This window comes from Corynebacterium pilbarense (assembly GCF_026930265.1).
Lineage (GTDB): Bacteria > Actinomycetota > Actinomycetes > Mycobacteriales > Mycobacteriaceae > Corynebacterium > Corynebacterium pilbarense.
Genome location: NZ_JANRML010000009.1, coordinates 42194 through 62533 on the forward strand (window position 1 = coordinate 42194; position 20340 = coordinate 62533).

The window sequence follows — 20340 nt, forward strand, 5'->3', positions numbered from 1 at the left end:
ATGAAAGCCCTTGACGCCTGATGGAAGAAGGAGAACGTAGTGCCACCTAAGATCACCGATTCGCGCCCTACCGCCGAGGCGATGCACGCTGTTGAGGAGCAGACGGCTTCGGGTGCCCGTCGGATTGTGGCAACGTACGCCGAGGATTTCCTGGACGGCGTAACCCTGATGTCCATGTTGGGGGTTGCCCCGAAGGGCTTCGTGTACAAGCGCTACGTGGAGGATCTGGAGCAGAAGGCCGAGGAGGAAGCCCCGAAGAAGGCCACCAAGAAGAAGGCGACGAAGAAGAAAGCCACGAAGAAGAAGGCTTCGAAAAAGAAGGCCACCAAGAAAAAGACCACGAAGAAGGCAAGCAAGAAGGCCACCAAAAAGTCGACGAAGAAGACTGCCAAGAAGGCCTAAATGGGGGACAACGAGTTCGTCGTTGTGGCGAACCGCCTGCCGGTGGACAAGGTGGGAGACCACTACGAGGTCTCCCCGGGCGGCCTCGTCGCCGCTCTTGCCCCGGTTTTGCGTGCCCGGGAGGGCTGCTGGGTGGGTTGGCCCGGCACCATCGGGGAAACGCTTGAGCCGTTCGAGTTCGGTGGCATCTCGCTGTTGCCAGTAACGCTCGACCAGGATGATTTTGAAGGCTTCTACGAGGGCTTTTCCAACTCCGCGCTGTGGCCGCTTTACCACGATCTGATTGTCCAGCCGGAGTACAACCAGGCTTGGTGGGAACGCTACGTCGCAGTCAACCGCAAGTTCGCGGAGGCGACCGCGAAAGCCGCGGCGAAAGACGCCACCGTGTGGGTGCAGGACTACCAGCTGCAGCTCGTCCCGGGGATGCTCAAAGCACTCCGCCCCGACGTGACCATCGGTTTTTTCCTGCACATCCCCTTCCCCGCCCCGGCGTTGTTCCAGCAGTTGCCGTGGCGCGACGAGATCCTCGAGGGGCTGAAAGGCTGCGATCTGATCGGCTTTCAGCGCCACACGGACGAGGACAACTTCCGCCTGCTCACGGAGGAGATCCGCACCGGCACTTTCCCCATTTCCATCGATTCGGGGGAGATCGCTGCCGCCACAAACGAGCAGGTCGAGGCGCTGCGAAGCGCCGTCGGCAGCCCGAAGCACCTCCTTCTCGGCGTGGATCGTCTGGATTACACGAAGGGCATCCTGCAGCGCCTGTTGGCCATCGAGTCGCTGCTGGAGGAGGGCAAGCTCTCCGACATCGCCTTTATCCAGATCGCCACCCCGTCGCGCGAGCGCATCGAGCATTACCGCACCACCCGCAAGCAGGTCGAGGAGGCCATCGGCCGCATCAACGGTCGCTTCGGCGAGGTGGGCCGGCCTATCGTCCACTACGTTCACCGCAGCGTGCCGAAGGAGCACCTGGGCACCTTTTATGCCGCCGCGGACATCATGCTGGTCACCCCGTTCAAGGACGGCATGAATCTGGTGGCCAAGGAGTATGTGGCGGCCCACCCGGACGCGGACGGCGCGCTGGTGCTCTCCGAGTTCGCGGGTGCCGCCGTGGAGCTCGACCAGGCGTACCTGTGCAACCCATTTGACCTGGAGTCCGTCAAGGAGGCGATCCTCGAGGCGACCAACCCGGACCCTGCGTGCATGCGCCACATGCATGATTGGGTGATGGAGCACGATGTGGCCGCGTGGGCGAAATCTTTCTTGGAGGAGCTGTGAAGCGCGCCGTAGCTATCGCGCCGTTGCTCGCCCTGGCCGCCTGCGCGCCCGCTCCCACGTGGCAGGTTGTCTCACTGCGCACCAGCGAGGACCAGCCCGCCACTGAGGCGTCGATCGCGCGCGTGCGTATCGACGACCAAAGGTTCTCCGGCACCACCGGCTGCGCCGACGTGTCCGGCTCGTTCGGGGGCGAAGACACCATCACGCTGGAAAACATCGAACTCGGCGACCCGGGCGATTGCTCCGGCTGGGCCCGCCACACCCACGATCAACTGGAACATCTCCTCACCGATAACCGAACCTTCCAGGTGTCCCACCCCGCCGATTTTGAGATGATCCTCGTGGCCGACAGCGGCGAAACCCTGAGGCTGATGCGATGAAGCTCCTCGTTTGCCTGGATTTCGACGGCACGCTCGCGGAACTCAACCCGGACCCGTACGCGGTCCGCATTCACCCAGAATCAGAAGCAGCCATCCGTCGATTGGCTGCGTTGCCCGACACCGAGGTGGCCATCCTCACCGGCCGCCACGTCGAGGGCATCAAGAAAGTCCTCCCGCAAAACCTCCCAGTCACCCTGATCGGCTCCCATGGCGCGGAGCCGGGTCCAAAACTTGCAGAAGAAGACCGCGCCTACCTGGACAGCATCGAGAACCAGCTCAACACCCTCGCCACCGACGGCGCCTACGTGGAGGTCAAGCCGTACCAGCGCGTCCTTCACGTGGCACAAGTCCACGACCGCGACGTCGCGGCAACCATCCTCGCCGCCGCGGACGCCATCGACACCCATGGCCGCCCGAAGACTCAGGGCCACAACGTGGTGGAGTTTTCTGCGGTGTCGATCACCAAGGGCACCTGGCTACACGATTACAAGCAGGCGTTTAACCAAACGATTTTCGCCGGCGACGACGACACCGACGAGCACGCCATGGCGGTCCTCGATGACAACGACCTCGGCATCAAAGTCGGCACAAAACCGTCGCGGGCCACCCGCCGGGTGCCCAACGTTGATGCCATGGCACAATTGCTCACCCAACTCGCCGACGAAAGGGAAGCATGGAGCGCCACGCGCTAGTCCACCAGGGCCACGAGCGCCGCTGGATCGAGATCGAAGGCACGACCAACGCCCTCCTTCTGGTCCTGCACGGCTCGCTGCAGTCCGGCAACGTGCTGCGCAACTTCACCGACCGCACCTTCGAGGGCCTCGGCCCCACCGTGGTCTACCCGGACGGCATCAAGCACCACTTCAACGACCTGCGCGCGGGCTTCAACGAGGATGCGCGCCGCATGCGCATCGACGACGTCGGCTTCCTCACGAAACTCGTCGAGCACTACAGCGCCGACACGGTGATCGGCTGCGGTTTTTCTAACGGCGGGCAGATGGTCATGCGCCTGCTTTTCGACGCCCCAGGGCTGCTCACCGGCGCCGCCACCTTCGGCGCGTCAATGCCAACTGCCGACAACACGCTGACCACCACCGACAACTACCAACCGACGAGGCTTCTGGCCGTCCAGGGCACAAAAGACAAGCTCGTGCCATACAAAGGCGGCGTGGCCGGCATCGGCGGCAACAACCGGGGAGAAACCCGGTCTGCCCTCAACTCCGCCGAGTTTTTTGCGAACTTAAACGGCTGCACCGACCACGTAACGTCGACAAGCGAGAAGCTCCGCGTCGACGATTGGACCGGCGAGCACCCGGTCCGCCTCGTCTCCCTCGAGGGGGCCGGGCACATGGTGCCGGTGGACAAGGACCTCGACCCGCGGCTGGGCCACAACCCGAAGTCCCCTACCGGCGGGGAGCTTATCCGCGAGTTCTTCTTTGCCTAGCAAACTCGCTTAGCACCACGCCCGCCGCGACGGAGGCGTTGAGGGATTCCACCCAGTCCTCCATGGGCACGGACATGATGACGTCGCAGTTTTCGCGCACCAGGCGCGAGATGCCCTTGCCTTCGGAGCCGACGACGATGACCACGTTGTCGGTGGCCTGGTCGAAGGTGTCCAGGGTGTGCTCGCCGCCCGCATCGAGGCCGACCACGGTGTAGCCGTTGTCTTTGAACTGCTTGACGGTACGGGTCACGTTGGTCACGCGCGCCACAGGCAGCCGCGCCGCGGTGCCGGCCGATGTCCTCCACGCCACGCCGGTGACCTGCGCCGAGCGGCGCTCCGGGATGATCACGCCGTTGCCGCCGAAGGCCGCGGTCGAACGGATCACCGCGCCGAGGTTGCGCGGGTCGGTGATGTTGTCCAGCACCACGAACATACCGGGCCCGTCCACGGACTCGAGCAAATCGTCAAAGTCCGCGTACTTGTACGGCTGGATCTTCAGGCCGAGGCCCTGGTGCATGCCGTTGCCGGTCATCGCGTCGAGCTGTTGGCGCGGCACCTCGTGCACCGGGATGCCCTTGGAGTTGGCCATGCCGACCGCCTCGCTCAGCCGCTGGTCGTGGCCGGTACCAGCGACCACGTACAGCGCTTCGGCCGGCACCTTCGCCTTGAGACATTCCACAACCGGGTTGCGGCCGACCACCATGTCGGCGACCTCCCGGTCGTGGCGCCCCTGTGCGCGGCGCTGCCGGTCAAGCTTGCGCTTGTGGGCTGCGTGGTAGACGCGGTCTTCCGCCTTCGGGGTCGCGCCCTTGCCGCGCAGGCCGCGGCGGCGCTGCCCGCCGGAGCCCTTCGTGGGGCCCTTCTTGTTCTTCTTTTGCTTGTCAGGCCGCTCGTACGGTTTCGCCATGATCTACTCCTTCACCTGCCACTGCGGCCCATCGGCCGTGTCGGTCACCTCGATGCCGGCCGCGGCCAGCCTGTCGCGCACCTCGTCGGCAGTCGCCCAGTCCTTCTCCGCGCGGGCGGTCGCCCTGCGTTCCAGCTCCGCGCGCACCAGCACATCCAGCGCGTTGCTATTGCTTGTCGACGACGGCCACGCCCCCGGATCCACGCCCAACACGGCCGCCATCGCACGAACCTGCGCAGCGATAGGGGCGGGGTCCTTCGCCTTGTTGCCCTCGCGGACGAGGTTGTGAATCTCGGCGAGCGCCTTGGGCACGGAGAAGTCGTCGTTGAGTGCTTCAGCGAATCCGTCGGTCCAGGTGGTGGGCTCGGGCATGCCGGCGCGCTTCACAAATTCCTCGATGCGCCGGTAGCCGGCCGCCGCCTCCTGCAGGGCCTCGGGCGAGTACTCCAGGACGCTGCGGTAGTGCGCGGAGCCGAGGTAGTAGCGCAGTTCCACGGGGCGAACCTGCTCGAGCATCGCGTCGATGGACAGCACGTTGCCGAGCGACTTCGACATCTTCTCGCCCGCCATGGTCACCCAGTGGTTGTGCATCCAGAAATGGGCAAATCCATCGCCGGCGGCGTGCGACTGGGCCTGTTCGTTCTCGTGGTGCGGGAACTGCAGGTCCAGCCCGCCGCCGTGGATGTCGAACTCGGAGCCGAGGTACCAGGTGGACATTGCCGAGCACTCGAGGTGCCAGCCGGGGCGGCCCGGCCCCCACGGGGTGGGCCAGCTCGGCTCGCCGGGCTTAGCGGCCTTCCACAGCGCGAAGTCCGGGTCGTCGCCTGTCATATCTTCCAGCTTGTTGCCGGAGATCGAGCCGTAATCCCCGCCGGCCTTAACCCAGGCATTGACGTCGAAGTAGACGGAGCCATCGCGGGGGTAGGCGAAGCCTGCGTCGATAAGCCGCTGCATGTAGTCGACCATCTGGGTCACATGCCCGGTCGCGCGCGGCTCCACGGAAGGCGGCAGCACGCCGAGGGTGTCGTACGCGCGGGTGAACTCGCGCTCGTACGTGGAGACCCACTCCCACCAGGGACGATTGTGCTCGCGCGCCTTGGTCAGGATCTTGTCGTCGATGTCCGTGACGTTGCGCGCGAACGCGACGTCGTAGTCGTTGGCCATAAACCAGCGCCGGACGATGTCGAACGCGACACCCGAGCGCAGGTGCCCGATGTGGGGCTTGGCCTGCGGGGTGGCACCGCACAGGTAAATCGAGACATGTCCGGGCCGGATCGGCTCGAAGTCGCGCAGCGTGCGGGTTTTGGTGTCGAAAATGCGTTGCTTCACAACACCGCAGTCTACAGCGACGACTCGTCCACCTTGAGCTCCGAGTAGCGAGCCTCAGGAACGCTGAACTCGTACTGCTCGCCGAGCGGCTCCCAAACCTGGTCCTCGCTGCACTTCACGTCCTGTGCGTCGCCGTCGAGCATGGTGAAGCCCCACACGAGCCTGCCCTGCTTCCCCGCGTCGAGGGTGTACGGGCCGACCACCTGGTTCAGCGACCAGCTGACCTGGTGCACGTAGTTCCAGCCGTACGAGCGAGACAGGTTTTTCACCAGGTCGCCCTTCGGGGTGAAGGTGCCGGATACCTCGAGGGTCTCAACCCGCTTTTCCTTCACGGTCTGTTCCACCGGCACCGGGCCTTCGGTGTCGTTGCCCACGCTCGCGGCGTCGGTCTGCTTGAACCAGCGGCGGGTCGCATCGACGTAGGTGTCGGTCATGCCCGGGGTGGCGCACCGGCTCCCAGGTGCGAGATCCTCGTTCCAGCGTTGCGGAAGCTCGAAGTCGTAGGGTGCCGCATTGGCAGCAGGCGCCAGAGCAAGCGCCGCCGCCACTGCGAGGATCGCCTTTTTCATTTACGCACCCCAGTCGATGTTGTCGCGGGTGCTCACGCGGACGTGGCGTTCCTTCGGCATCGTCGCGGTGAAGGTGTTGCCGGCCGCTTCCCAGGTGCCGTTTGCGCCGCAGACGGTCTCCTGGCCCTTGAAGTCGGAGACGATCCAGCCGGCCTGCAGCACGGCGGTCTTCCCCGGGGCAATGTCGTACGGGCCGACCTTCTCACCGACCTCGTAGGACTGCTCGTCCGTGTAGCTGGTGGAGAAGGTGAACTGAATCAGCTTGGCCACGTCGAAGCTCAGGCCCGCGCTGACGTTCCAGGTCTTGGTCTTGGTCTCGGTGATGGAGCGGGTCACCGGCAGCGGCTCATCGTTGTAGTTCGCCACGGTCCAGGTGCCGGCGGAGCCGTCGAAGTAGCTGCGGACGATCTCCACCGTCTGGCCGCGGTCACCCGGGACAGCGCAGGAATCTCCGATGGTGGTCGGGTTCGTCTCGTCATAGGTGCGCTGCGGCAGGGCGTTGGCGGCCGGAGCGAGAGCGACGACGGCGGCGGTGGTGAGCATTGCGATGGTGCGTTTCATGGTTGTTCCTTAGAGGTAGGTTTGGGTGGGTACGGGGAGGTTGCGGTACTCGTCTGGGGTGACGTCGATGACCTGCTCGGTTCCGTCCTTGCTGGTCACGGTGGCCTCAGCCCAGAATCCGGACGGCGCCGCCGACTGCGGGTGCGTAACCACGCGGGAGTATTTCCCGTCGCGGCCGGCGGAGATTTCGCTGTAGTTGATGCGCGTCATCGTGGTGCCGTACTCGACGCGAACGCGGTCGCCCGGCTTCAGGTCGATGGGCTTGAGCGGGGTGTTCACCGGCATGTAGGCGCGCTTGACCGCACCGACGGAGGTGAGCCACCCTTCCGGCAGCCGGCCGTTTTCGCCCATCCAGTTGAGGTACTGGTCGTTCTCCGCGCCGACGACGTGATCGGTCACTGGACGGAAGGTGTAGTCGCCCTTGGACCAGTTGAGGAAGTCCTGGGAGTATCCCGGCTTCCGGAAGGTCGGAGCGACCGCCTCGATGTCGTGCGGGTACCAGGATTTGTCGCCCTCGCGTGCGGGCTCATTCAGCTGCGGCCATTCTTCGTCGCGGCGGAAGCTCGCATCAGGCTTGACGACGGCGTCCCGTTCCCCCGCCACCTTTTCCAAGCTCGGCCCAGAGGTGGCGGTGTATGTGTCGCCGGCAGGCTTCGAATTCGCCCCCTCAGCACGGGCCGGAATCTCCATTGCCAGGTTGGACACGGAGCCATCCGCCTTGATGATGTACGCGAACGCGTAGCGTTCCGCCGGTCCAGTACCGCGGATGACGTTCGCGCCCGGGGCGTTGCGCAGCACGCCGTTGTCGCAGGTGACAAACATGGAGATGAAGTCCTTCTCCAGCACGCCGTAATCCACGCGGAACGACTCGCCCGGGCCGAGCTCGATCGGGCCGAAGGTCTCGCCCTCGATCCAGCCGTTGGACTCCTTCAAGCCGATGTCGGCTTTCGCGGTGGTATCCCAGCCGCTGGGCAGGGCCGCCTTCGAATTGGCCTCGATCTTGCGGTTCGTGCCCGTCTCCACCGTGGCCGTGTAGGGCACAGTCTGGTCGGTGCGGTTAGTGAACTGGAGGGTGCCGTCTGCCAGGTAGCGGCGGGCGGTCTCGCCGTAGCGCCACTCCGGCGTGACGCCGGCGCTGCACTCCGTGTCCAGGTTTTCGATGGGGTACCCCTGCGGCATCGCCGGGACCGCCGCCGCGATGGGGGCGTGGGCCACCGCGATGGTTCCAAGCACCGCAGCAAGCGCTGTACGTAATTTTCGCATGGGGTTACGGTAACCCCAGATTTCTCTGGAAGGAAGCTAAAACCGCAGGTGAGGAACTTTAGTTACGAATTAGGGAACTTTCGTTCCACCAAGGCCGTCGCTATGGCCGCACGGCCCTCGCCGCTGCCGGTGAATCCCATGTGGTCCGTGGTCGTCGCCGACACAGACACCGGGGCGCCGAGCGCCTCCGAGAGCACCCGCTCCGCCTCCTCGCGCACCGGCGACATCTTCGGGGTTTGGCCGATCAGTTGGGCGGAGACGTTGACGACGGTGTGACCGTGGGCGTCGAGAAGCTCTTTCAGCTCTTGCAGTAGTTGGACGCCACGTACCCCGTCATACTCCGGACGGCCGACGCCGACGAAGGAGCCGAGGTCGCCGAGGCCGGAGGCGGACAATACGGCGTCGACGATGACGTGGCTGACCACGTCGCCGTCCGAATGCCCCTCGCAGCCGTCCTGGTCTTCGTGGAGAATGCCGGCGATCCAGCATTCCTTCCCGGGTTGGATCTGGTGGGCGTCGAACGCCGTACCTACTCGAAGATTTGTCATAAGTACGACGCTACTTCAGCGTCGCTAAAGTCGCGGACGGAGTAGTACTCCTGCATCTCCTCGAGCTCAATCTCCTTCCATTGATTTTCCAGCGCGGCGAGAATATCCGGGGTGCACTCCGGCTTCTTTTTCGGCGGATACTCGAATGTCATGCCAAACCTGTCCTCCATCGCGCGGATCGTGGCCATGCATGCGTCGTAGTCGAAGTCGTTTTCGTACTTCTCCACCGCAGAGTGGCAGCGGTTGTAAAACTCGGCACGGTCCTTGCGTTTCTGTCGCCGTTTCGCCAGCGTTGTCTTCCACCTCGGGTTCGTCGGCTGCAGATAGTCGGTGATGAACCCTTCCGGGGCCGAGACTTGGAAGGTGCCGTCCGAGTGCAGCCACACTATTTCGCCGGTAACCGGATCGGGCACGTAGTAGACGCGGCGATCGGTCTTTAGGTTGTGGTGGTGCGCACAGAGGCTGAACAGGTTTGAGGCGGTGGTCTTGCCGCCTTCGTCGAACGGGATGCGGTGGTCCAGCTGGCAGTTTTCGGCCTTCACGTTGCAGCCGGGCCAGAGGCACACCCCGTCGCAAGCCTGCACCAACGCACGGATGGCGGTGGTAGGCACGTACGCCTCAGTTTCGGCGCACTCCGCTTCGTCCAGGTCCACGACGTGGGGCGGGTTGTCCTCCAGCATCTGTTCCACTGCGGCGGTGCCGTCCGCGTCGGTCCAACCGAAATTCGGGATGTAGTACGAGCTGCCCGGTGTCTTCGACGTGAACATGTAGAGCACGACCTTCGGCGTCGCACGAATATCGCCGGTGAGGATGGCCTTGATCGCGTCGTCCCTCGAGAGCTTGTGCTCGCGCGCCACCTGTTCGGTGAAACGCTCCATTAGGCTGACCGTGACGGGGTCGCCCTCCACATTCAGCCCCGCATCGCCGTCGTCCTGGCCGTAGAAGTGGCTGCGGCAGGTGCCAAGCGGCAGGTCCTTCTCCTTCTTCCTGTCCTTGATCTTCTTCTGGTTCGGCGCCAGGTCCGAATCGATGCGCTGGATCCGCTCGCGCAGGCGGCGACGCAGCGAGCTTGGCGACGGCAACTCCGCCCCCACCCGTCGCGGCGTGAAAACCTTGACCAGGTACTCGTCCATGCCGGCGAGAATGTCTGGCGTGGCCAGGTGGTTGAGCCGGTTCAAGGTGGACTCGATGGCCGACAGGCGTCTCACGTCCAACCGGCGAGTCTCTTCCTGCAGCGCCCGCAGCTTCGGTAAATCAGCGAGCACCGAATACCCAAGAATCCCACTTTCAGCCCAACTCTGGCTCTCCCCTACGGCCATCGCAATCGAATAGGCCTCTAGTTCGAAGTCCTCCACTTCTACCAACGGCCTGGCGTAGCGGTGGAAGATCTGGAACTCCGCCTCCCGCATCGCCTGGCCTGCTGCGGCGATCGGACAGCCTTCTCTCTCCGTTGCAAAAGTTCCGTTCATGTCTCACCTTCCTCCCGGAACTAACGTCGAACATAATGCCGACACATTTTCCACGTCAAGGGTTTTTCAAAACTTTTTCGGATATGTTTTCGAACCCCTGTTAAGGCGAGATCTCCCCACGCTACCTATAGCAAACGACCCCGACACGGGCCTTAGAACGCGCCGACCACGCTTTCCGCCAACCGCAAATCCAGCGGGGTGGTGATTTTGAACGCCATGGGATCCCCCTCCACGGACACGACCGGCACACCGAACCACTCCATAAGGGAGGCGTCGTCGGTGGCGACAAACGCTGGTTTCTCGGCGAGGTACTTTTCGTTCGCCTCGCGCAGCATCCGCAGGTCAAACCCTTGCGGCGTCTGGGCAGCGCGAAGCGCAGAACGGTCCAGGGTCTCTTCGACGATCTCCCCCGAAACCCGCTTCACAGTGTCCGCCACCGGCACCACAGGCACCACGGCAGGGGCGCCGCTAAGCACCGCGTCAACTACGCGCGAAACCATCGCCGCGGGGGTTAACGCGCGGGCGGCGTCGTGGACGACCACGCAGGCGTCGTCAAGCGAAATCGCTTTGAGTGCCGCGAAGATGGAGTCCGCGCGCTCCGCACCTCCATGCACGAACTGGACCTCGTAGCCGGCCAGGAGCTCGCGGGCGCGCGTTTCCATCGACGGGCTGACCACTACGACAACGTGGTCGACGACCTCGGACATCGTCGCCACGGAGCGCTCGAGCAGCGTCCGGCCACCAAGCGCCACATATGCCTTGGGCACTTCGGCGCCCAGGCGGGTCCCCTGCCCGGCGGCGGCGACAACCGCCACGGTTTCGCGGCGCAATTTACTTGCCGTCGTCCTCGTCATCGAAGGAGAGGTCGTCCAGATCCACCTCGTCATCATCGTCGACCTGGCCCGGGTCCACGGAAATTCCGGCCTTGACCTGCTCGTCGATGATGGCCTGGATCTGCTTATCCATCTCCTCGACCTTCTTCTCATCCACCGGCTCCGCCAACGCGAGCTCGCCGACGAGGATTTGGCGCGCCTTACCCAGCATGCGCTTTTCACCTGCGGAAAGGCCCTTACCCTGGTCGCGGCGCCAGAGGTCGCGGACAACCTCCGCGACCTTGTTGATGTCGCCGGACGCGAGCCGCTCCTGATTGGCCTTGTAGCGGCGGGACCAGTTGCCCGCCTCCTCCACGTCGGTCTCGCGCAGCACGGAGAACACCTTCTGCAGGCCTTCCTCGTTGACCACGTCGCGCACACCGACAAGCTCGGAGTTCTTCACCGGAACGCGCACTTCAAGGTCCGAGTGGAGAATCTGCAGCACCAGGTAATCGAGGGTCTCTCCGCGCATCTCGCGCTGCTCGATATCGGCGATTCGGGCCGCTCCGTGGTGCGGGTACACAACCACTTCTCCGACCTTGAATTCCATTGCGGCTCCTTGCGTCGTTAGGCGAAGTTCAGACCCCAACACCCTACCACCCCGCACTTCGCTTATCGACGACCAAAGGTCGGCTCGCCCAATAGGGGGAGCAAGTGGGAAAACTTACTGTGCAGACGCTAGAGTATTGCGGAGGAAACCCTCGAATGAGTTTGATGATGGAGGACACCCCGTGAAGTCCCTGAAGCGCGTCGCTGCCGCCGCCGTCGCTGGCTGCGCCACCCTGGCCCTCGTTGGCTGCTCCGCTGGCCAGATCACCCAAACCTCGAACCAGGTTGCGGCCGTTGACGGCGCTAGCGCCTCCACCGAGGACGGTTCCGTCGCCGTGCAGGACGTGACCGTGGTGCTCGCTGAGGACGGCCAGGCCGCCCTGAAGTTCACCGCCACCAACCAGGACACCGCTATGAAGGACCACATCCTGAAGTCCGTCGACGTGGACGGCCAGAACGTGACCATCTCCGGCAACTCCTCCATCGCCTACAACTGCGCGCTGGTTGCGGATTCCAAGGATGGTCTGGAGCGCATGCCGCAGGACAAAAACGACAACTGCATCGAGTACACCGCGACCACACTGGCGAACGACGACTTCGCCTACGGCGGCAACGTGCCGGTGACCTTCAACTTCGACACCGGCTCCCTGGATGTCGTGGCAACCGTGTCCGCCCCGACCCTGGCTTCCGGCCAGGTGGACCGCGAGGTCTAAGCTCCCCCTTCTTGCGAAACCGCTGGTTTAACCAGCGGTTTTTTCATGTTCGAACACCGTGTCGGGGCCGTGTTATACGGTGTGGCGCATGGCAAAGAAACCCCGTGTGATCCACACCTGCACCGAGTGCGGCTACTCCTCCCCCAAGTGGCTCGGCCGCTGCCCCGAGTGCGGGTCTTGGGGCACGCTCCAAGAGGAGGCGCCGGCTGCTTCGGGCCCGGTGAAGACGTCCTCGCTGACACCGTCAGCTCCCGCGAGCCCGATCACGAAGGTCGAGGCTGCGGCGACGAAGACTGTGAAGTCCGGCATCCGGGAGCTGGACCGCGTGCTCGGCTCCGGTGTGGTGCCCGGCTCCGTGGTGCTGATGGCGGGCGAGCCCGGTGTGGGTAAGTCCACGCTGTTGCTGGAGGTGGCGTCGCGCTGGGCAAAGCAGGGACGCAAGGCGCTCTACGTCACGGCGGAGGAGTCTGCGGGCCAGGTCCGGGCCCGCGCCGAGCGCACGGAGGCGCTGGTGGACACGCTGTATCTGGCCGCCGAGTCCAACCTGGACGTGGTGTTTGGGCACGTGGAGCAGCTGAAGCCGTCGTTGCTGATTGTGGATTCGGTGCAGACCATGCACGCCGCCGGCGTCGAGGGCGTCGCCGGCGGCGTGGCGCAGTCCCGCGCGGTCACTGCGGCGCTGACCACGCTGGCCAAGACCACGAACATCCCGGTGCTGCTAGTGGGGCACGTGACCAAGGACGGCAACGTCGCCGGCCCGCGCGTGCTGGAACACCTGGTGGACGTGGTGTTGAACTTTGAGGGGGACAGGCAGTCGTCGCTAAGAATGCTCCGCGGCATTAAGAACCGCTTCGGCGCCACGGACGAGGTCGGCTGCTTCGAGCAGACCTCCAGCGGCATCCGGGAGGTGCCGGACCCGTCGGGGTTGTTCCTGTCGCACCGCGGGAAAACGCCGGACGGATCCGCAGTGACGGTGGCGATGGACGGCGTGCGCCCTATCCTCGCTGAGGTGCAGGCGCTGACCGTGGACCCGGTGAACAAGAGCCCGCGGCGCGTGGTCACCGGCCTCGATTTCAACCGGGTGCCCATGGTGCTGGCGGTGCTGCAAGCGCGCTGCGGGGAACGCACGAACGACAAGGACGCGTACGTGGCCACCGTCGGCGGGGTGAAGATCACGGAGACGGCCACGGACCTCGCCGTCGCGCTGGCCACGTGGTCGAGCCTGCACGAAAAGCCACTGCCTGCGAAAACGGTGGTCGTGGGCGAGGTGGGGCTGGCGGGCGAGATCAGGCGCGTGCCCAACCTCGGCCGGCGCCTCCAAGAAGCGGCGCGCATGGGTTACACCAGCGCGATCGTGCCTGCCGGGGAGAAGCTGTCTATCGACGGCCTGACGGTCCGCCCCGTCTCCACCCTCGCGGAGGCGCTCGAGCGGCTTAGGTGATGTTGAAGGGGCTTGCGTCGGAGGCGTTATCCCCGATCACGCCGTGCAGGAAGTAGGAGCCAGCCTTCACTTCCGGGCGGCTGTCGCACTGTCCCGGCTGCGATGCGGTGGCGGACCAGCGGGCCTCCCAGCGTCGCTTCTCGCCCGGCGCGAACTCGACGGAGCCGGCGGCGACTGGCGGGTAGCAGTCGGTGTCGGACCAGATGCGGTCGTTGGTGGCCATGTCGTAGACCTCGAAGCGCAGCAGGTTGTCGTCCAGATTAACCACGCAGTCGGTGTCGGTCGGGTTTTCCACCTCCATGTAAAACACCGGCTGGACCCCGACGGCGTAGGAGGGCTGGTTACTGGAGGCGTGGATCTTCAGGTCAGCCAGCTCGCAGCTGCCCTTCTTCACGGGAGCGGCGACGGTTTCTTCACTCGACTGGGTGGGGCTGGTCGTGCTCTCCTCGGAAAGCTGCACCGTCGGCTCGGTGGCCAGGGTGGTGGACGGTGCTTCCGACACGGTCTCGGGGGTGCTTTCCGTCTCGTCGGTCTTGCCGCCGCGGGCGAACGCGGACAGTCCCCACACCAAAAGCGCCACAATCACCAACAGGATGACGAGGGCCGCCACGCGGCGGCGCATGTAGATCTCCGGAGGCAGTGGGCGCTGGTTCGACATGCCTATAACTTAATCGCCGAAGTTTTCGTAGGTGGTCTCGACACGGCCGTCGGACAGGCGGTATCGCGCACCAACCACACCCACCGTCTTGTGCTCCAGCCCGGAAATGACGGACGGGATGCGGGCCACCAGGTGCTCTGCACCGTTGCGTGCGTGCGCCTGCTCCACCTGCTCGCCGCGGGTTTTCGCCTCGGCGACGGCCGGCGAAATCTTCTCCACGAACACGCGCGTCAGCCCCGGCGGGATGTCGCCGGAGCTGAGTGCTTCCACGGCTGCCCCCACGGCGCCGCACTTCTCGTGGGCGAGGAAAAGCACGAGGTCGACACCGAGGCCGTCCACGGCGTATTCGACGGACGCCGACACCGCGGAGTCCACGCAGCCGCCGGCGGTGCGGATGACGAAGATGTCGCCGAAACCGGCGTCGAAAAGCAGCTCAATTGGCACGCGCGAGTCGGAGCAGCCCACAACGCACACTGCCGGGTTCTGGCCGGAGGTGAGCTGCTGGCGGGTTGCGGGGTCGCGGCGCGGGTCCGCGGTGTTGCCGGTGGCGAAACGCTCGTTGCCGGCTTTCAGCAGCTCCCACACTTCGCGGGGTGTGGTGGCGGCCTGGAGGTCGGTCACATTAGTCATGACCGCTATTGTTGCACGCATTGTGACGAAACTGCGCCAAAACAAGATCCTTTCCTGGTATCGAGCCAACGCTCGCGAACTGCCGTGGCGAAACTCGTCAACGTCTCCGTGGGGCGTGCTGCTCAGCGAGGTGATGAGCCATCAAACCCAGGTCGAGCGCGTCGCGCCGATCTGGCAGGAATGGATGCAACGCTGGCCCACCCCGGCGGCGTTCGCGCAGGCTGGCACGGATGAGATCCTGCGCGCCTGGGGCAGCCTGGGCTACCCGCGCCGGGCTCTGCGTCTCAAAGAATGCGCGCAGGTCATTGTGGATGAGCATGGCGGGGAGGTGCCGGAGGACGTCGATAAGCTGCTGGCGCTCCCCGGGATCGGCGACTACACCGCGCGGGCGGTGGCGTGCTTCGCGTACGGGAAAAACGTGCCGGTTGTGGACACGAATGTGCGGCGAGTGGTGGCCCGCGTGGAGCGCGGCGAGGCGCTCGGGGCACCCGGCAAGAAGGAAATCGAGCAGGTTGCGGCGCTCTTGCCGGAGCAGAATGGCCCCGAGTTTTCTGTTGGGCTGATGGAGCTCGGCGCGCTCGTGTGCACCGCGCGGGCGCCGAAATGCGAGGAATGCCCGGTGCGCTCTGAGTGCGCGTGGCTCGCGGCCGGCAAACCGGAGGCGGAGGTGAAGAAGCGTGCTCAGCGTTTTGTCGGCACCGACCGCCAGGTGCGCGGCAAGATCATGCGGTTGTTGCGGGAGTCCGAGGGGCCGGTTGAGCAAAAGCTTATCGACGACCTCTGGCACGACCCCGCACAGCTTTCCCGCGCGCTGTTTTCACTGCTCGAGGACGGCCTGGCCGAACAAGACGAGAAGGGTTACTTCCACCTGCCGCGGTAGTGCAGCCCGCCGGGCAGCTTCACGTACACGCCGCCGCGGGAGTTGAAGGTGACCGGTCCGATCTTCTTCGACGCGGACACACCGGACTTGGAGTAGTTGAGCCAGCTGCCGTCGCTGATCTTTTGGCGCTTGCGGTACTGAATTCCCATGGGCGGGAGCTTACACTGCTTCCTATGCGTAAACGGTGGTGTCTTTTTGCTGTCCCTCTCCTGATTTGTCCCTCTGCGCACGCTGAGGATTTGAGCGCGGAGTCCCTGTCGTCGTTGTCGTCGGTCGGCTCGTCCACCTTCGAGGTGATCGGTGACGCGTCGTCGCTTTCGTCGCTCCCGGAGATGTCCTCGCAGGCGCTTGACGGCGCGGCGGGTGATAGCCCCGGCAAGCTTGACGCGAAAAAGCGGGTGCTGGGGTCCAACGGCAAGCGCATCCGCTACACCTCCGTCAACGAGCGCGGCGAGAAAGTGCCGGTCACCGGCGCACTGTACGACCGTCCGTTTGCGAAGGGCCTGATCGTTCTCGCCCCGGGCACGCGCGGCCTGGGCGACCAGTGCGCACCGTCGGCGGCATCGTCGATGCTGTCCTCCCTCGGGCCCAACGGCACGGTGAACATCAACTACGAAGTGCCAATGGTGCAGATGCTTCTCGACGACGGCTACCGCGTGGTAGTCACGGACTACATGGGCTTGGGCACCGACGGCCTGCACACTTACCTCAACCGCGTCGACCAGGGCCGGGCAGTAATTGATGCTGCCCGCGCCGTAGCCAAACGCGGCGAGAAGGTGGCGTTCTGGGGCTACTCCCAGGGCGGAGGCGCGGCTGCGGCGGCCGCGGAGCTCGTCGGCGACTACGCCCCGGAGCTCAACGTGGTTGGTACTTTCTCTGGAGCTCCCCCGGCCGACCCACTGGGCGTGCTGCAGCAGGCGTCCGCACCGATGCTCACCGCAGTGGCGGGTTTCGCCGCCGCCAGCTACTCGGAGACCTACCCCGAATTCCGCGAGGCTCTCGACGGGTATCTCACCGACGACGGCAAGGCCCTGCTAGAGGACCTGAAAACCTCGTGCGTGGTGGACGCCTCAAGGAACGCCCCAAAGATCACCGGCGACATCTTCGTCGACGGCAAGACCTTCGCCGACATCGCGGAGGAAGACGAGCGCATCGGCAAATACCTCGAGCACAACAAGCTTGGCAAGGTGAAGCCGAACGCGCCGATCATGGTGCTGACCAACCCGGACGACGACCTTGTGCCGGAGCCGCAGGCCACCCAGCTGGCCGAGGACTACTGCGCAATCGGCGCCGATGTGGAGTACCGCCGCGTGGTGGTGCCGGGGTCGCCCACGCAGCCTTTGTCGTCCGGCCGCCGCGAGCTCACCCCGCGCGCGCCGGGCTCCGGCCACGCGCTGCCGCTGCTGCTGCAGACCGGCAACGTCTCGGACTGGCTATCCGACCGCTTCAAGGGCAGGCCCATGAAACAGGTGTGCCCCTCCGACCACCCCGAGTATGAGGTGGTGGAGGGGCTCAACGCCGTGGAGATCACCGCTATCGTGTTCTCCGTGCTGGGCACTCTCGGCGCCCTGGGCTTGTGGGCTTACGCTTACACCGGCTCGGGGCCGTTGCCCTCGTTGCCGTCGCCGCCTTCCTTGCCGTCGCTGTCCTTCTGATCTTCGCGCTCATCCGGGAACTCTGAGGCCTCGGACTCCGGCTGGGTGCGCTCCGGCTCGATGTCGCGGACCTCGTCCTCCGGCTCCACGTCGAAGGCCTCTGCAGGCAGCGGGCGCGGACGCGGGGTGAAGGTGAACGTCGCGTCCGGCGCGGCCTTGCCTCGTTCCTTGCGCGCAGCCTCGACGTCGCCGTCCCAACCTTCGACATCCACGGTGATGATCTCGCCGGCGCCGATTTCGCCGAACAGAATCTTCTCCGACAGGATGTCCTCGATCTCGCGCTGAATCGTGCGGCGCAGCGGGCGCGCACCCAGCACCGGGTCGAAGCCACGGACTGCGAGCAGGTTCTTCGCGTTCTCGGTCAGCTCGATGCCCATGTCCTGCGCGGCCAGGTTCTTGTCCACGCGGCTGATGAGCAGGTCCACCATTTTGACAATCTCGTCCTGGTTGAGCTGCTTGAACACCACGATCTCGTCGATGCGGTTCAGGAACTCCGGACGGAAGTGCTTCTTCAGCTCGTCGTGGACCTTGCCCTTCATGCGCTCGTACTGCGCCTCGGAATCCGTGGCGCTGTCTCCTGTGAAGCCCAGGCCGACCGGCTTGGAAATGTCGGAGGTGCCCAGGTTCGAGGTGAAGATCAGCACCGTGTTCTTGAAGTCCACGTTGCGGCCTTGGCCGTCGGTGACGTGGCCCTCTTCGAGCACCTGGAGAAGCGTGTTGTAGATCTCCTTGTGCGCCTTCTCGATCTCGTCGAAAAGCACCACGCTAAACGGCTTGCGGCGTACCTTCTCGGTGAGCTGGCCGCCCTCTTCGTAGCCGACGTATCCCGGAGGTGCGCCGAAGAGGCGCGAGGCAGTGAAGCGGTCGTGGAACTCGCCCATGTCCACCTGGATCAGCGAGTCGTCGTCGCCGAAGAGGAACTCCGCGAGTGCCTTGGACAGCTCCGTCTTACCCACACCGGAAGGGCCGGCGAAGATGAAGGAGCCGGACGGACGGTTCGGGTCCTTCAGGCCGGCACGGGTGCGGCGGATGGAGCGGGAGACAGCCTTGACTGCCTCGTCCTGGCCGATGATGCGCTTGTGCAGCTCATCTTCCATGTGGAGCAGACGGTTCGACTCGCTCTCGGTGAGCTTGAACACCGGGATGCCGGTCCAGTTGGCCAGCACGTCCGCGATCTGATCCTCGCCGACCTCGGCGATCTCCTCCAGGTCGTCGGAGCGCCACTTCTTTTCCTTGGCGGAGCGCTCCTCCCCCAGCTTGCGCTCGGTGTCGCGCAGGCCGGCGGCCTTTTCGAAGTCCTGGGCGTCGATCGCCGCTTCCTTCTCCTTGCGAACCTCGGAGATGCGGTCGTCCACCTCGCGCAAGTCCTCCGGGGCGGTCATTCGCTTGATGCGCATGCGGGCACCGGCCTCGTCGAGAAGATCGACGGCCTTGTCCGGCAGGAAACGGTCGTTGATGTAGCGGTCCGACAGCGTCGCTGCCGCCTTGAGGGCGTCGTCGGTGTAGGACACGCGGTGGTGCGCCTCGTAGCGGTCGCGCAGGCCCTTGAGGATCTGCACAGTGTCTTCCACGGACGGCTCGTCCACCTGCACAGGCTGGAAGCGACGCTCAAGGGCCGCGTCCTTCTCAATGTGCTTGCGGTACTCGTCCAGCGTGGTCGCGCCGATGGTCTGGAGCTCGCCGCGCGCCAGCTTCGGCTTCAGCAGCGAAGCCGCGTCGATGGCACCCTCTGCGGCACCCGCGCCGACGAGGGTGTGAATCTCGTCGATGAACAGGATGATGTCGCCGCGCTGGTTGATCTCCTTGAGCACCTTCTTCAGGCGCTCCTCAAAGTCGCCGCGGTAGCGGGAACCCGCCACCAGGGAACCAAGGTCCAGGGAGTAGACCTGCTTGTCCTTCAGCGTCTCCGGGACCTTGCCGTTGGCGATGTCCAGGGCGAGGCCCTCAACCACGGCGGTCTTACCCACACCGGGCTCGCCGATGAGGACCGGGTTGTTCTTGGTGCGGCGCGACAGCACCTGCATAACGCGCTCGATCTCCTTGTCGCGGCCGACAACCGGGTCGAGCTTGCCTTCCTTGGCCGCCGCGGTGAGGTTGCGGCCAAACTGATCCAGCACCAGCGAGTTGGAGCGCTCGCCGCCCTGCGGGCCGCCACCAGCGCGTGGACCCGCGCCGGCACCTGCGAAGCCCGGCTGGCCCTGCTGCGGGGATTCCGGGTTCTGGCCCTCGCCGCCCTCGTAGCCGGACAGCAGCTGGATAACCTGCTGGCGCACGCGCGGCAGGTCCGCGCCGAGCTTGATCAGCACCTGGGCCGCCACACCGTCGCCCTCACGGATGAGGCCGAGAAGCAGGAACTCGGTGCCAATGTACTTGTGGCCCATCTGCAGGCCCTCGCGCAGGGAAAGCTCCAGCACCTTCTTCGCGCGCGGGGTGAACGGGATGTGGCCCGTCACCGGCTGGGTGCCGTGGCCGATAATGTCGATGACCTCGCGGCGCACGTCGTCGAGGTTGATGCCCATGGACTCGAGCGCCTTCGCTGCGACGCCCTCGCCCTCCTTGATCAGGCCGAGCAGGATGTGCTCGGTGCCCATGTAATTGTGGTTGAGCTCGCGCGCCTCCTCCTGTGCAAGGACGATGACGCGACGGGCCCGGTCGGTAAACCGCTCGAACATGTGGCTGACCCCTTCTTTCCTAAATCAGTTGTCCACCACCATAACGCCGGGGTCCGACATCACTTCCCTGGTTTGTTCGCGCATACCCGCATGGTCGTCGATAATCGCAGGTGAGAGGCG

At 65.0% G+C, this 20340-nt stretch carries 22 protein-coding genes; 9 read left to right on the top strand and 13 right to left on the bottom strand.

Features of this window, described 5'->3' with window-relative positions; all coding sequences use genetic code 11:
- Nucleotides 1–39 precede the first annotated feature (39 nt).
- From NUW87_RS07860 to NUW87_RS07880, 5 genes are read left to right on the top strand one after another with little or no spacing between them, the layout of a single operon-like run.
- Entirely contained in the window at nucleotides 40–402 is a 363-nt protein-coding gene (locus tag NUW87_RS07860; protein ID WP_239218033.1) for a hypothetical protein, read from the top strand.
- Entirely contained in the window at nucleotides 403–1680 is a 1278-nt protein-coding gene (locus NUW87_RS07865; protein ID WP_239218031.1) for an alpha,alpha-trehalose-phosphate synthase (UDP-forming), read from the top strand.
- On the top strand, nucleotides 1677–2060 hold the full coding sequence (locus NUW87_RS07870; protein ID WP_239218029.1) for an META domain-containing protein: 384 nt from the start codon (nucleotides 1677–1679) through the stop codon (nucleotides 2058–2060). Before NUW87_RS07865 ends, NUW87_RS07870 begins: the two co-directional genes overlap by 4 nt.
- A complete protein-coding gene (locus NUW87_RS07875; protein ID WP_239218027.1) occupies nucleotides 2057–2752 on the top strand; it encodes a trehalose-phosphatase in 696 nt (231 codons plus the stop codon). Before NUW87_RS07870 ends, NUW87_RS07875 begins: the two co-directional genes overlap by 4 nt.
- Nucleotides 2734–3504 carry a CE1 family esterase gene (locus tag NUW87_RS07880; RefSeq protein ID WP_269027956.1) on the top strand — a complete coding sequence of 257 codons (771 nt, stop codon included), beginning with the start codon at nucleotides 2734–2736 and terminating at the stop codon, nucleotides 3502–3504. Before NUW87_RS07875 ends, NUW87_RS07880 begins: the two co-directional genes overlap by 19 nt.
- Here NUW87_RS07880 and rlmB read toward each other — a convergent pair.
- The 9 genes from rlmB to NUW87_RS07925 form a co-directional block, all read right to left on the bottom strand.
- On the bottom strand, nucleotides 3479–4411 hold the full coding sequence (rlmB, locus tag NUW87_RS07885) for a 23S rRNA (guanosine(2251)-2'-O)-methyltransferase RlmB (RefSeq protein WP_239218023.1): 933 nt from the start codon (nucleotides 4409–4411) through the stop codon (nucleotides 3479–3481). The genes NUW87_RS07880 and rlmB overlap by 26 nt on opposite strands.
- Before the next feature lie 3 nt (nucleotides 4412–4414).
- Nucleotides 4415–5740, bottom strand: coding sequence for a cysteine--tRNA ligase (gene cysS, locus NUW87_RS07890; protein ID WP_239218020.1), 1326 nt, complete (start codon nucleotides 5738–5740; stop codon nucleotides 4415–4417).
- Between the two features lie 11 nt (nucleotides 5741–5751).
- Nucleotides 5752–6309 carry a hypothetical protein gene (locus NUW87_RS07895; protein ID WP_269027957.1) on the bottom strand — a complete coding sequence of 186 codons (558 nt, stop codon included), beginning with the start codon at nucleotides 6307–6309 and terminating at the stop codon, nucleotides 5752–5754.
- Nucleotides 6310–6870 carry a hypothetical protein gene (locus NUW87_RS07900; protein WP_269027958.1) on the bottom strand — a complete coding sequence of 187 codons (561 nt, stop codon included), beginning with the start codon at nucleotides 6868–6870 and terminating at the stop codon, nucleotides 6310–6312.
- Between the two features lie 9 nt (nucleotides 6871–6879).
- Nucleotides 6880–8133 (bottom strand): hypothetical protein, encoded by a 1254-nt coding sequence (locus tag NUW87_RS07905; protein ID WP_269027959.1) that lies wholly within the window; start codon nucleotides 8131–8133, stop codon nucleotides 6880–6882.
- A gap of 62 nt (nucleotides 8134–8195) precedes the next feature.
- On the bottom strand, nucleotides 8196–8681 hold the full coding sequence (gene ispF / locus NUW87_RS07910) for a 2-C-methyl-D-erythritol 2,4-cyclodiphosphate synthase (protein ID WP_239218012.1): 486 nt from the start codon (nucleotides 8679–8681) through the stop codon (nucleotides 8196–8198).
- Nucleotides 8678–10150, bottom strand: a complete 1473-nt coding sequence (locus NUW87_RS07915; protein WP_269027960.1) for an HNH endonuclease signature motif containing protein — start codon at nucleotides 10148–10150, stop codon at nucleotides 8678–8680. The genes ispF and NUW87_RS07915 overlap by 4 nt, the downstream gene beginning before the upstream one ends.
- 152 nt (nucleotides 10151–10302) lie before the next feature.
- Nucleotides 10303–11004, bottom strand: a complete 702-nt coding sequence (gene ispD, locus NUW87_RS07920; RefSeq protein WP_269027961.1) for a 2-C-methyl-D-erythritol 4-phosphate cytidylyltransferase — start codon at nucleotides 11002–11004, stop codon at nucleotides 10303–10305.
- Nucleotides 10982–11572: a CarD family transcriptional regulator gene (locus NUW87_RS07925; protein ID WP_239218006.1), complete on the bottom strand. Its 591-nt coding sequence runs from the start codon at nucleotides 11570–11572 to the stop codon at nucleotides 10982–10984. The genes ispD and NUW87_RS07925 overlap by 23 nt, the downstream gene beginning before the upstream one ends.
- Before the next feature lie 181 nt (nucleotides 11573–11753).
- Between NUW87_RS07925 and NUW87_RS07930 the strand changes: the two genes are divergently transcribed.
- Together NUW87_RS07930 and radA are read left to right on the top strand one after the other, a co-directional pair.
- Nucleotides 11754–12284, top strand: a complete 531-nt coding sequence (locus tag NUW87_RS07930) for a hypothetical protein (RefSeq protein ID WP_269027962.1) — start codon at nucleotides 11754–11756, stop codon at nucleotides 12282–12284.
- Between the two features lie 88 nt (nucleotides 12285–12372).
- Nucleotides 12373–13725 (top strand): DNA repair protein RadA, encoded by a 1353-nt coding sequence (gene radA, locus NUW87_RS07935; RefSeq protein WP_239218002.1) that lies wholly within the window; start codon nucleotides 12373–12375, stop codon nucleotides 13723–13725.
- On the opposite strand, the gene NUW87_RS07940 is transcribed toward radA, so the two are convergent.
- On the bottom strand, nucleotides 13718–14383 hold the full coding sequence (locus NUW87_RS07940; protein WP_269027963.1) for a hypothetical protein: 666 nt from the start codon (nucleotides 14381–14383) through the stop codon (nucleotides 13718–13720). The two genes, radA and NUW87_RS07940, sit on opposite strands and share 8 nt — an antisense overlap.
- 9 nt (nucleotides 14384–14392) lie before the next feature.
- Nucleotides 14393–15013, bottom strand: a complete 621-nt coding sequence (locus tag NUW87_RS07945; protein ID WP_239217998.1) for a carbonic anhydrase — start codon at nucleotides 15011–15013, stop codon at nucleotides 14393–14395.
- Here NUW87_RS07945 and NUW87_RS07950 point away from each other — a divergent pair.
- Nucleotides 15012–15893, top strand: coding sequence for an iron-sulfur binding domain-containing protein (locus tag NUW87_RS07950; protein WP_269027964.1), 882 nt, complete (start codon nucleotides 15012–15014; stop codon nucleotides 15891–15893). The genes NUW87_RS07945 and NUW87_RS07950 overlap by 2 nt on opposite strands.
- Here the strand turns inward: NUW87_RS07950 and NUW87_RS07955 are convergent.
- Nucleotides 15872–16042: a DUF4236 domain-containing protein gene (locus NUW87_RS07955; protein WP_074432070.1), complete on the bottom strand. Its 171-nt coding sequence runs from the start codon at nucleotides 16040–16042 to the stop codon at nucleotides 15872–15874. The genes NUW87_RS07950 and NUW87_RS07955 overlap by 22 nt on opposite strands.
- A gap of 90 nt (nucleotides 16043–16132) precedes the next feature.
- Between NUW87_RS07955 and NUW87_RS07960 the strand changes: the two genes are divergently transcribed.
- A complete protein-coding gene (locus tag NUW87_RS07960; RefSeq protein ID WP_239217994.1) occupies nucleotides 16133–17548 on the top strand; it encodes an alpha/beta fold hydrolase in 1416 nt (471 codons plus the stop codon).
- On the opposite strand, the gene NUW87_RS07965 is transcribed toward NUW87_RS07960, so the two are convergent.
- Nucleotides 17482–20220 carry an ATP-dependent Clp protease ATP-binding subunit gene (locus tag NUW87_RS07965; protein WP_239217992.1) on the bottom strand — a complete coding sequence of 913 codons (2739 nt, stop codon included), beginning with the start codon at nucleotides 20218–20220 and terminating at the stop codon, nucleotides 17482–17484. The genes NUW87_RS07960 and NUW87_RS07965 overlap by 67 nt on opposite strands.
- Nucleotides 20221–20340: the final 120 nt, after the last annotated feature.

What these genes read in the sequence shown, in the direction of transcription:
- NUW87_RS07865 (WP_239218031.1), top strand. Translation starts at nt 403, where the DNA reads ATGGGGGACAACGAGTTCGTCGTTGTGGCGAACCGCCTGCCGGTGGAC.
- NUW87_RS07875 (WP_239218027.1), top strand. Translation starts at nt 2,057, where the DNA reads ATGAAGCTCCTCGTTTGCCTGGATTTCGACGGCACGCTCGCGGAACTC.
- NUW87_RS07880 (WP_269027956.1), top strand. Translation starts at nt 2,734, where the DNA reads ATGGAGCGCCACGCGCTAGTCCACCAGGGCCACGAGCGCCGCTGGATC.
- rlmB (WP_239218023.1), bottom strand. Translation starts at nt 4,411, where the DNA reads ATGGCGAAACCGTACGAGCGGCCTGACAAGCAAAAGAAGAACAAGAAG.
- NUW87_RS07895 (WP_269027957.1), bottom strand. Translation starts at nt 6,309, where the DNA reads ATGAAAAAGGCGATCCTCGCAGTGGCGGCGGCGCTTGCTCTGGCGCCT.
- NUW87_RS07900 (WP_269027958.1), bottom strand. Translation starts at nt 6,870, where the DNA reads ATGAAACGCACCATCGCAATGCTCACCACCGCCGCCGTCGTCGCTCTC.
- NUW87_RS07905 (WP_269027959.1), bottom strand. Translation starts at nt 8,133, where the DNA reads ATGCGAAAATTACGTACAGCGCTTGCTGCGGTGCTTGGAACCATCGCG.
- ispF (WP_239218012.1), bottom strand. Translation starts at nt 8,681, where the DNA reads ATGACAAATCTTCGAGTAGGTACGGCGTTCGACGCCCACCAGATCCAA.
- NUW87_RS07915 (WP_269027960.1), bottom strand. Translation starts at nt 10,150, where the DNA reads ATGAACGGAACTTTTGCAACGGAGAGAGAAGGCTGTCCGATCGCCGCA.
- ispD (WP_269027961.1), bottom strand. Translation starts at nt 11,004, where the DNA reads ATGACGAGGACGACGGCAAGTAAATTGCGCCGCGAAACCGTGGCGGTT.
- NUW87_RS07925 (WP_239218006.1), bottom strand. Translation starts at nt 11,572, where the DNA reads ATGGAATTCAAGGTCGGAGAAGTGGTTGTGTACCCGCACCACGGAGCG.
- radA (WP_239218002.1), top strand. Translation starts at nt 12,373, where the DNA reads ATGGCAAAGAAACCCCGTGTGATCCACACCTGCACCGAGTGCGGCTAC.
- NUW87_RS07940 (WP_269027963.1), bottom strand. Translation starts at nt 14,383, where the DNA reads ATGTCGAACCAGCGCCCACTGCCTCCGGAGATCTACATGCGCCGCCGC.
- NUW87_RS07950 (WP_269027964.1), top strand. Translation starts at nt 15,012, where the DNA reads ATGACCGCTATTGTTGCACGCATTGTGACGAAACTGCGCCAAAACAAG.
- NUW87_RS07945 (WP_239217998.1), bottom strand. Translation starts at nt 15,013, where the DNA reads ATGACTAATGTGACCGACCTCCAGGCCGCCACCACACCCCGCGAAGTG.
- NUW87_RS07955 (WP_074432070.1), bottom strand. Translation starts at nt 16,042, where the DNA reads ATGGGAATTCAGTACCGCAAGCGCCAAAAGATCAGCGACGGCAGCTGG.
- NUW87_RS07965 (WP_239217992.1), bottom strand. Translation starts at nt 20,220, where the DNA reads ATGTTCGAGCGGTTTACCGACCGGGCCCGTCGCGTCATCGTCCTTGCA.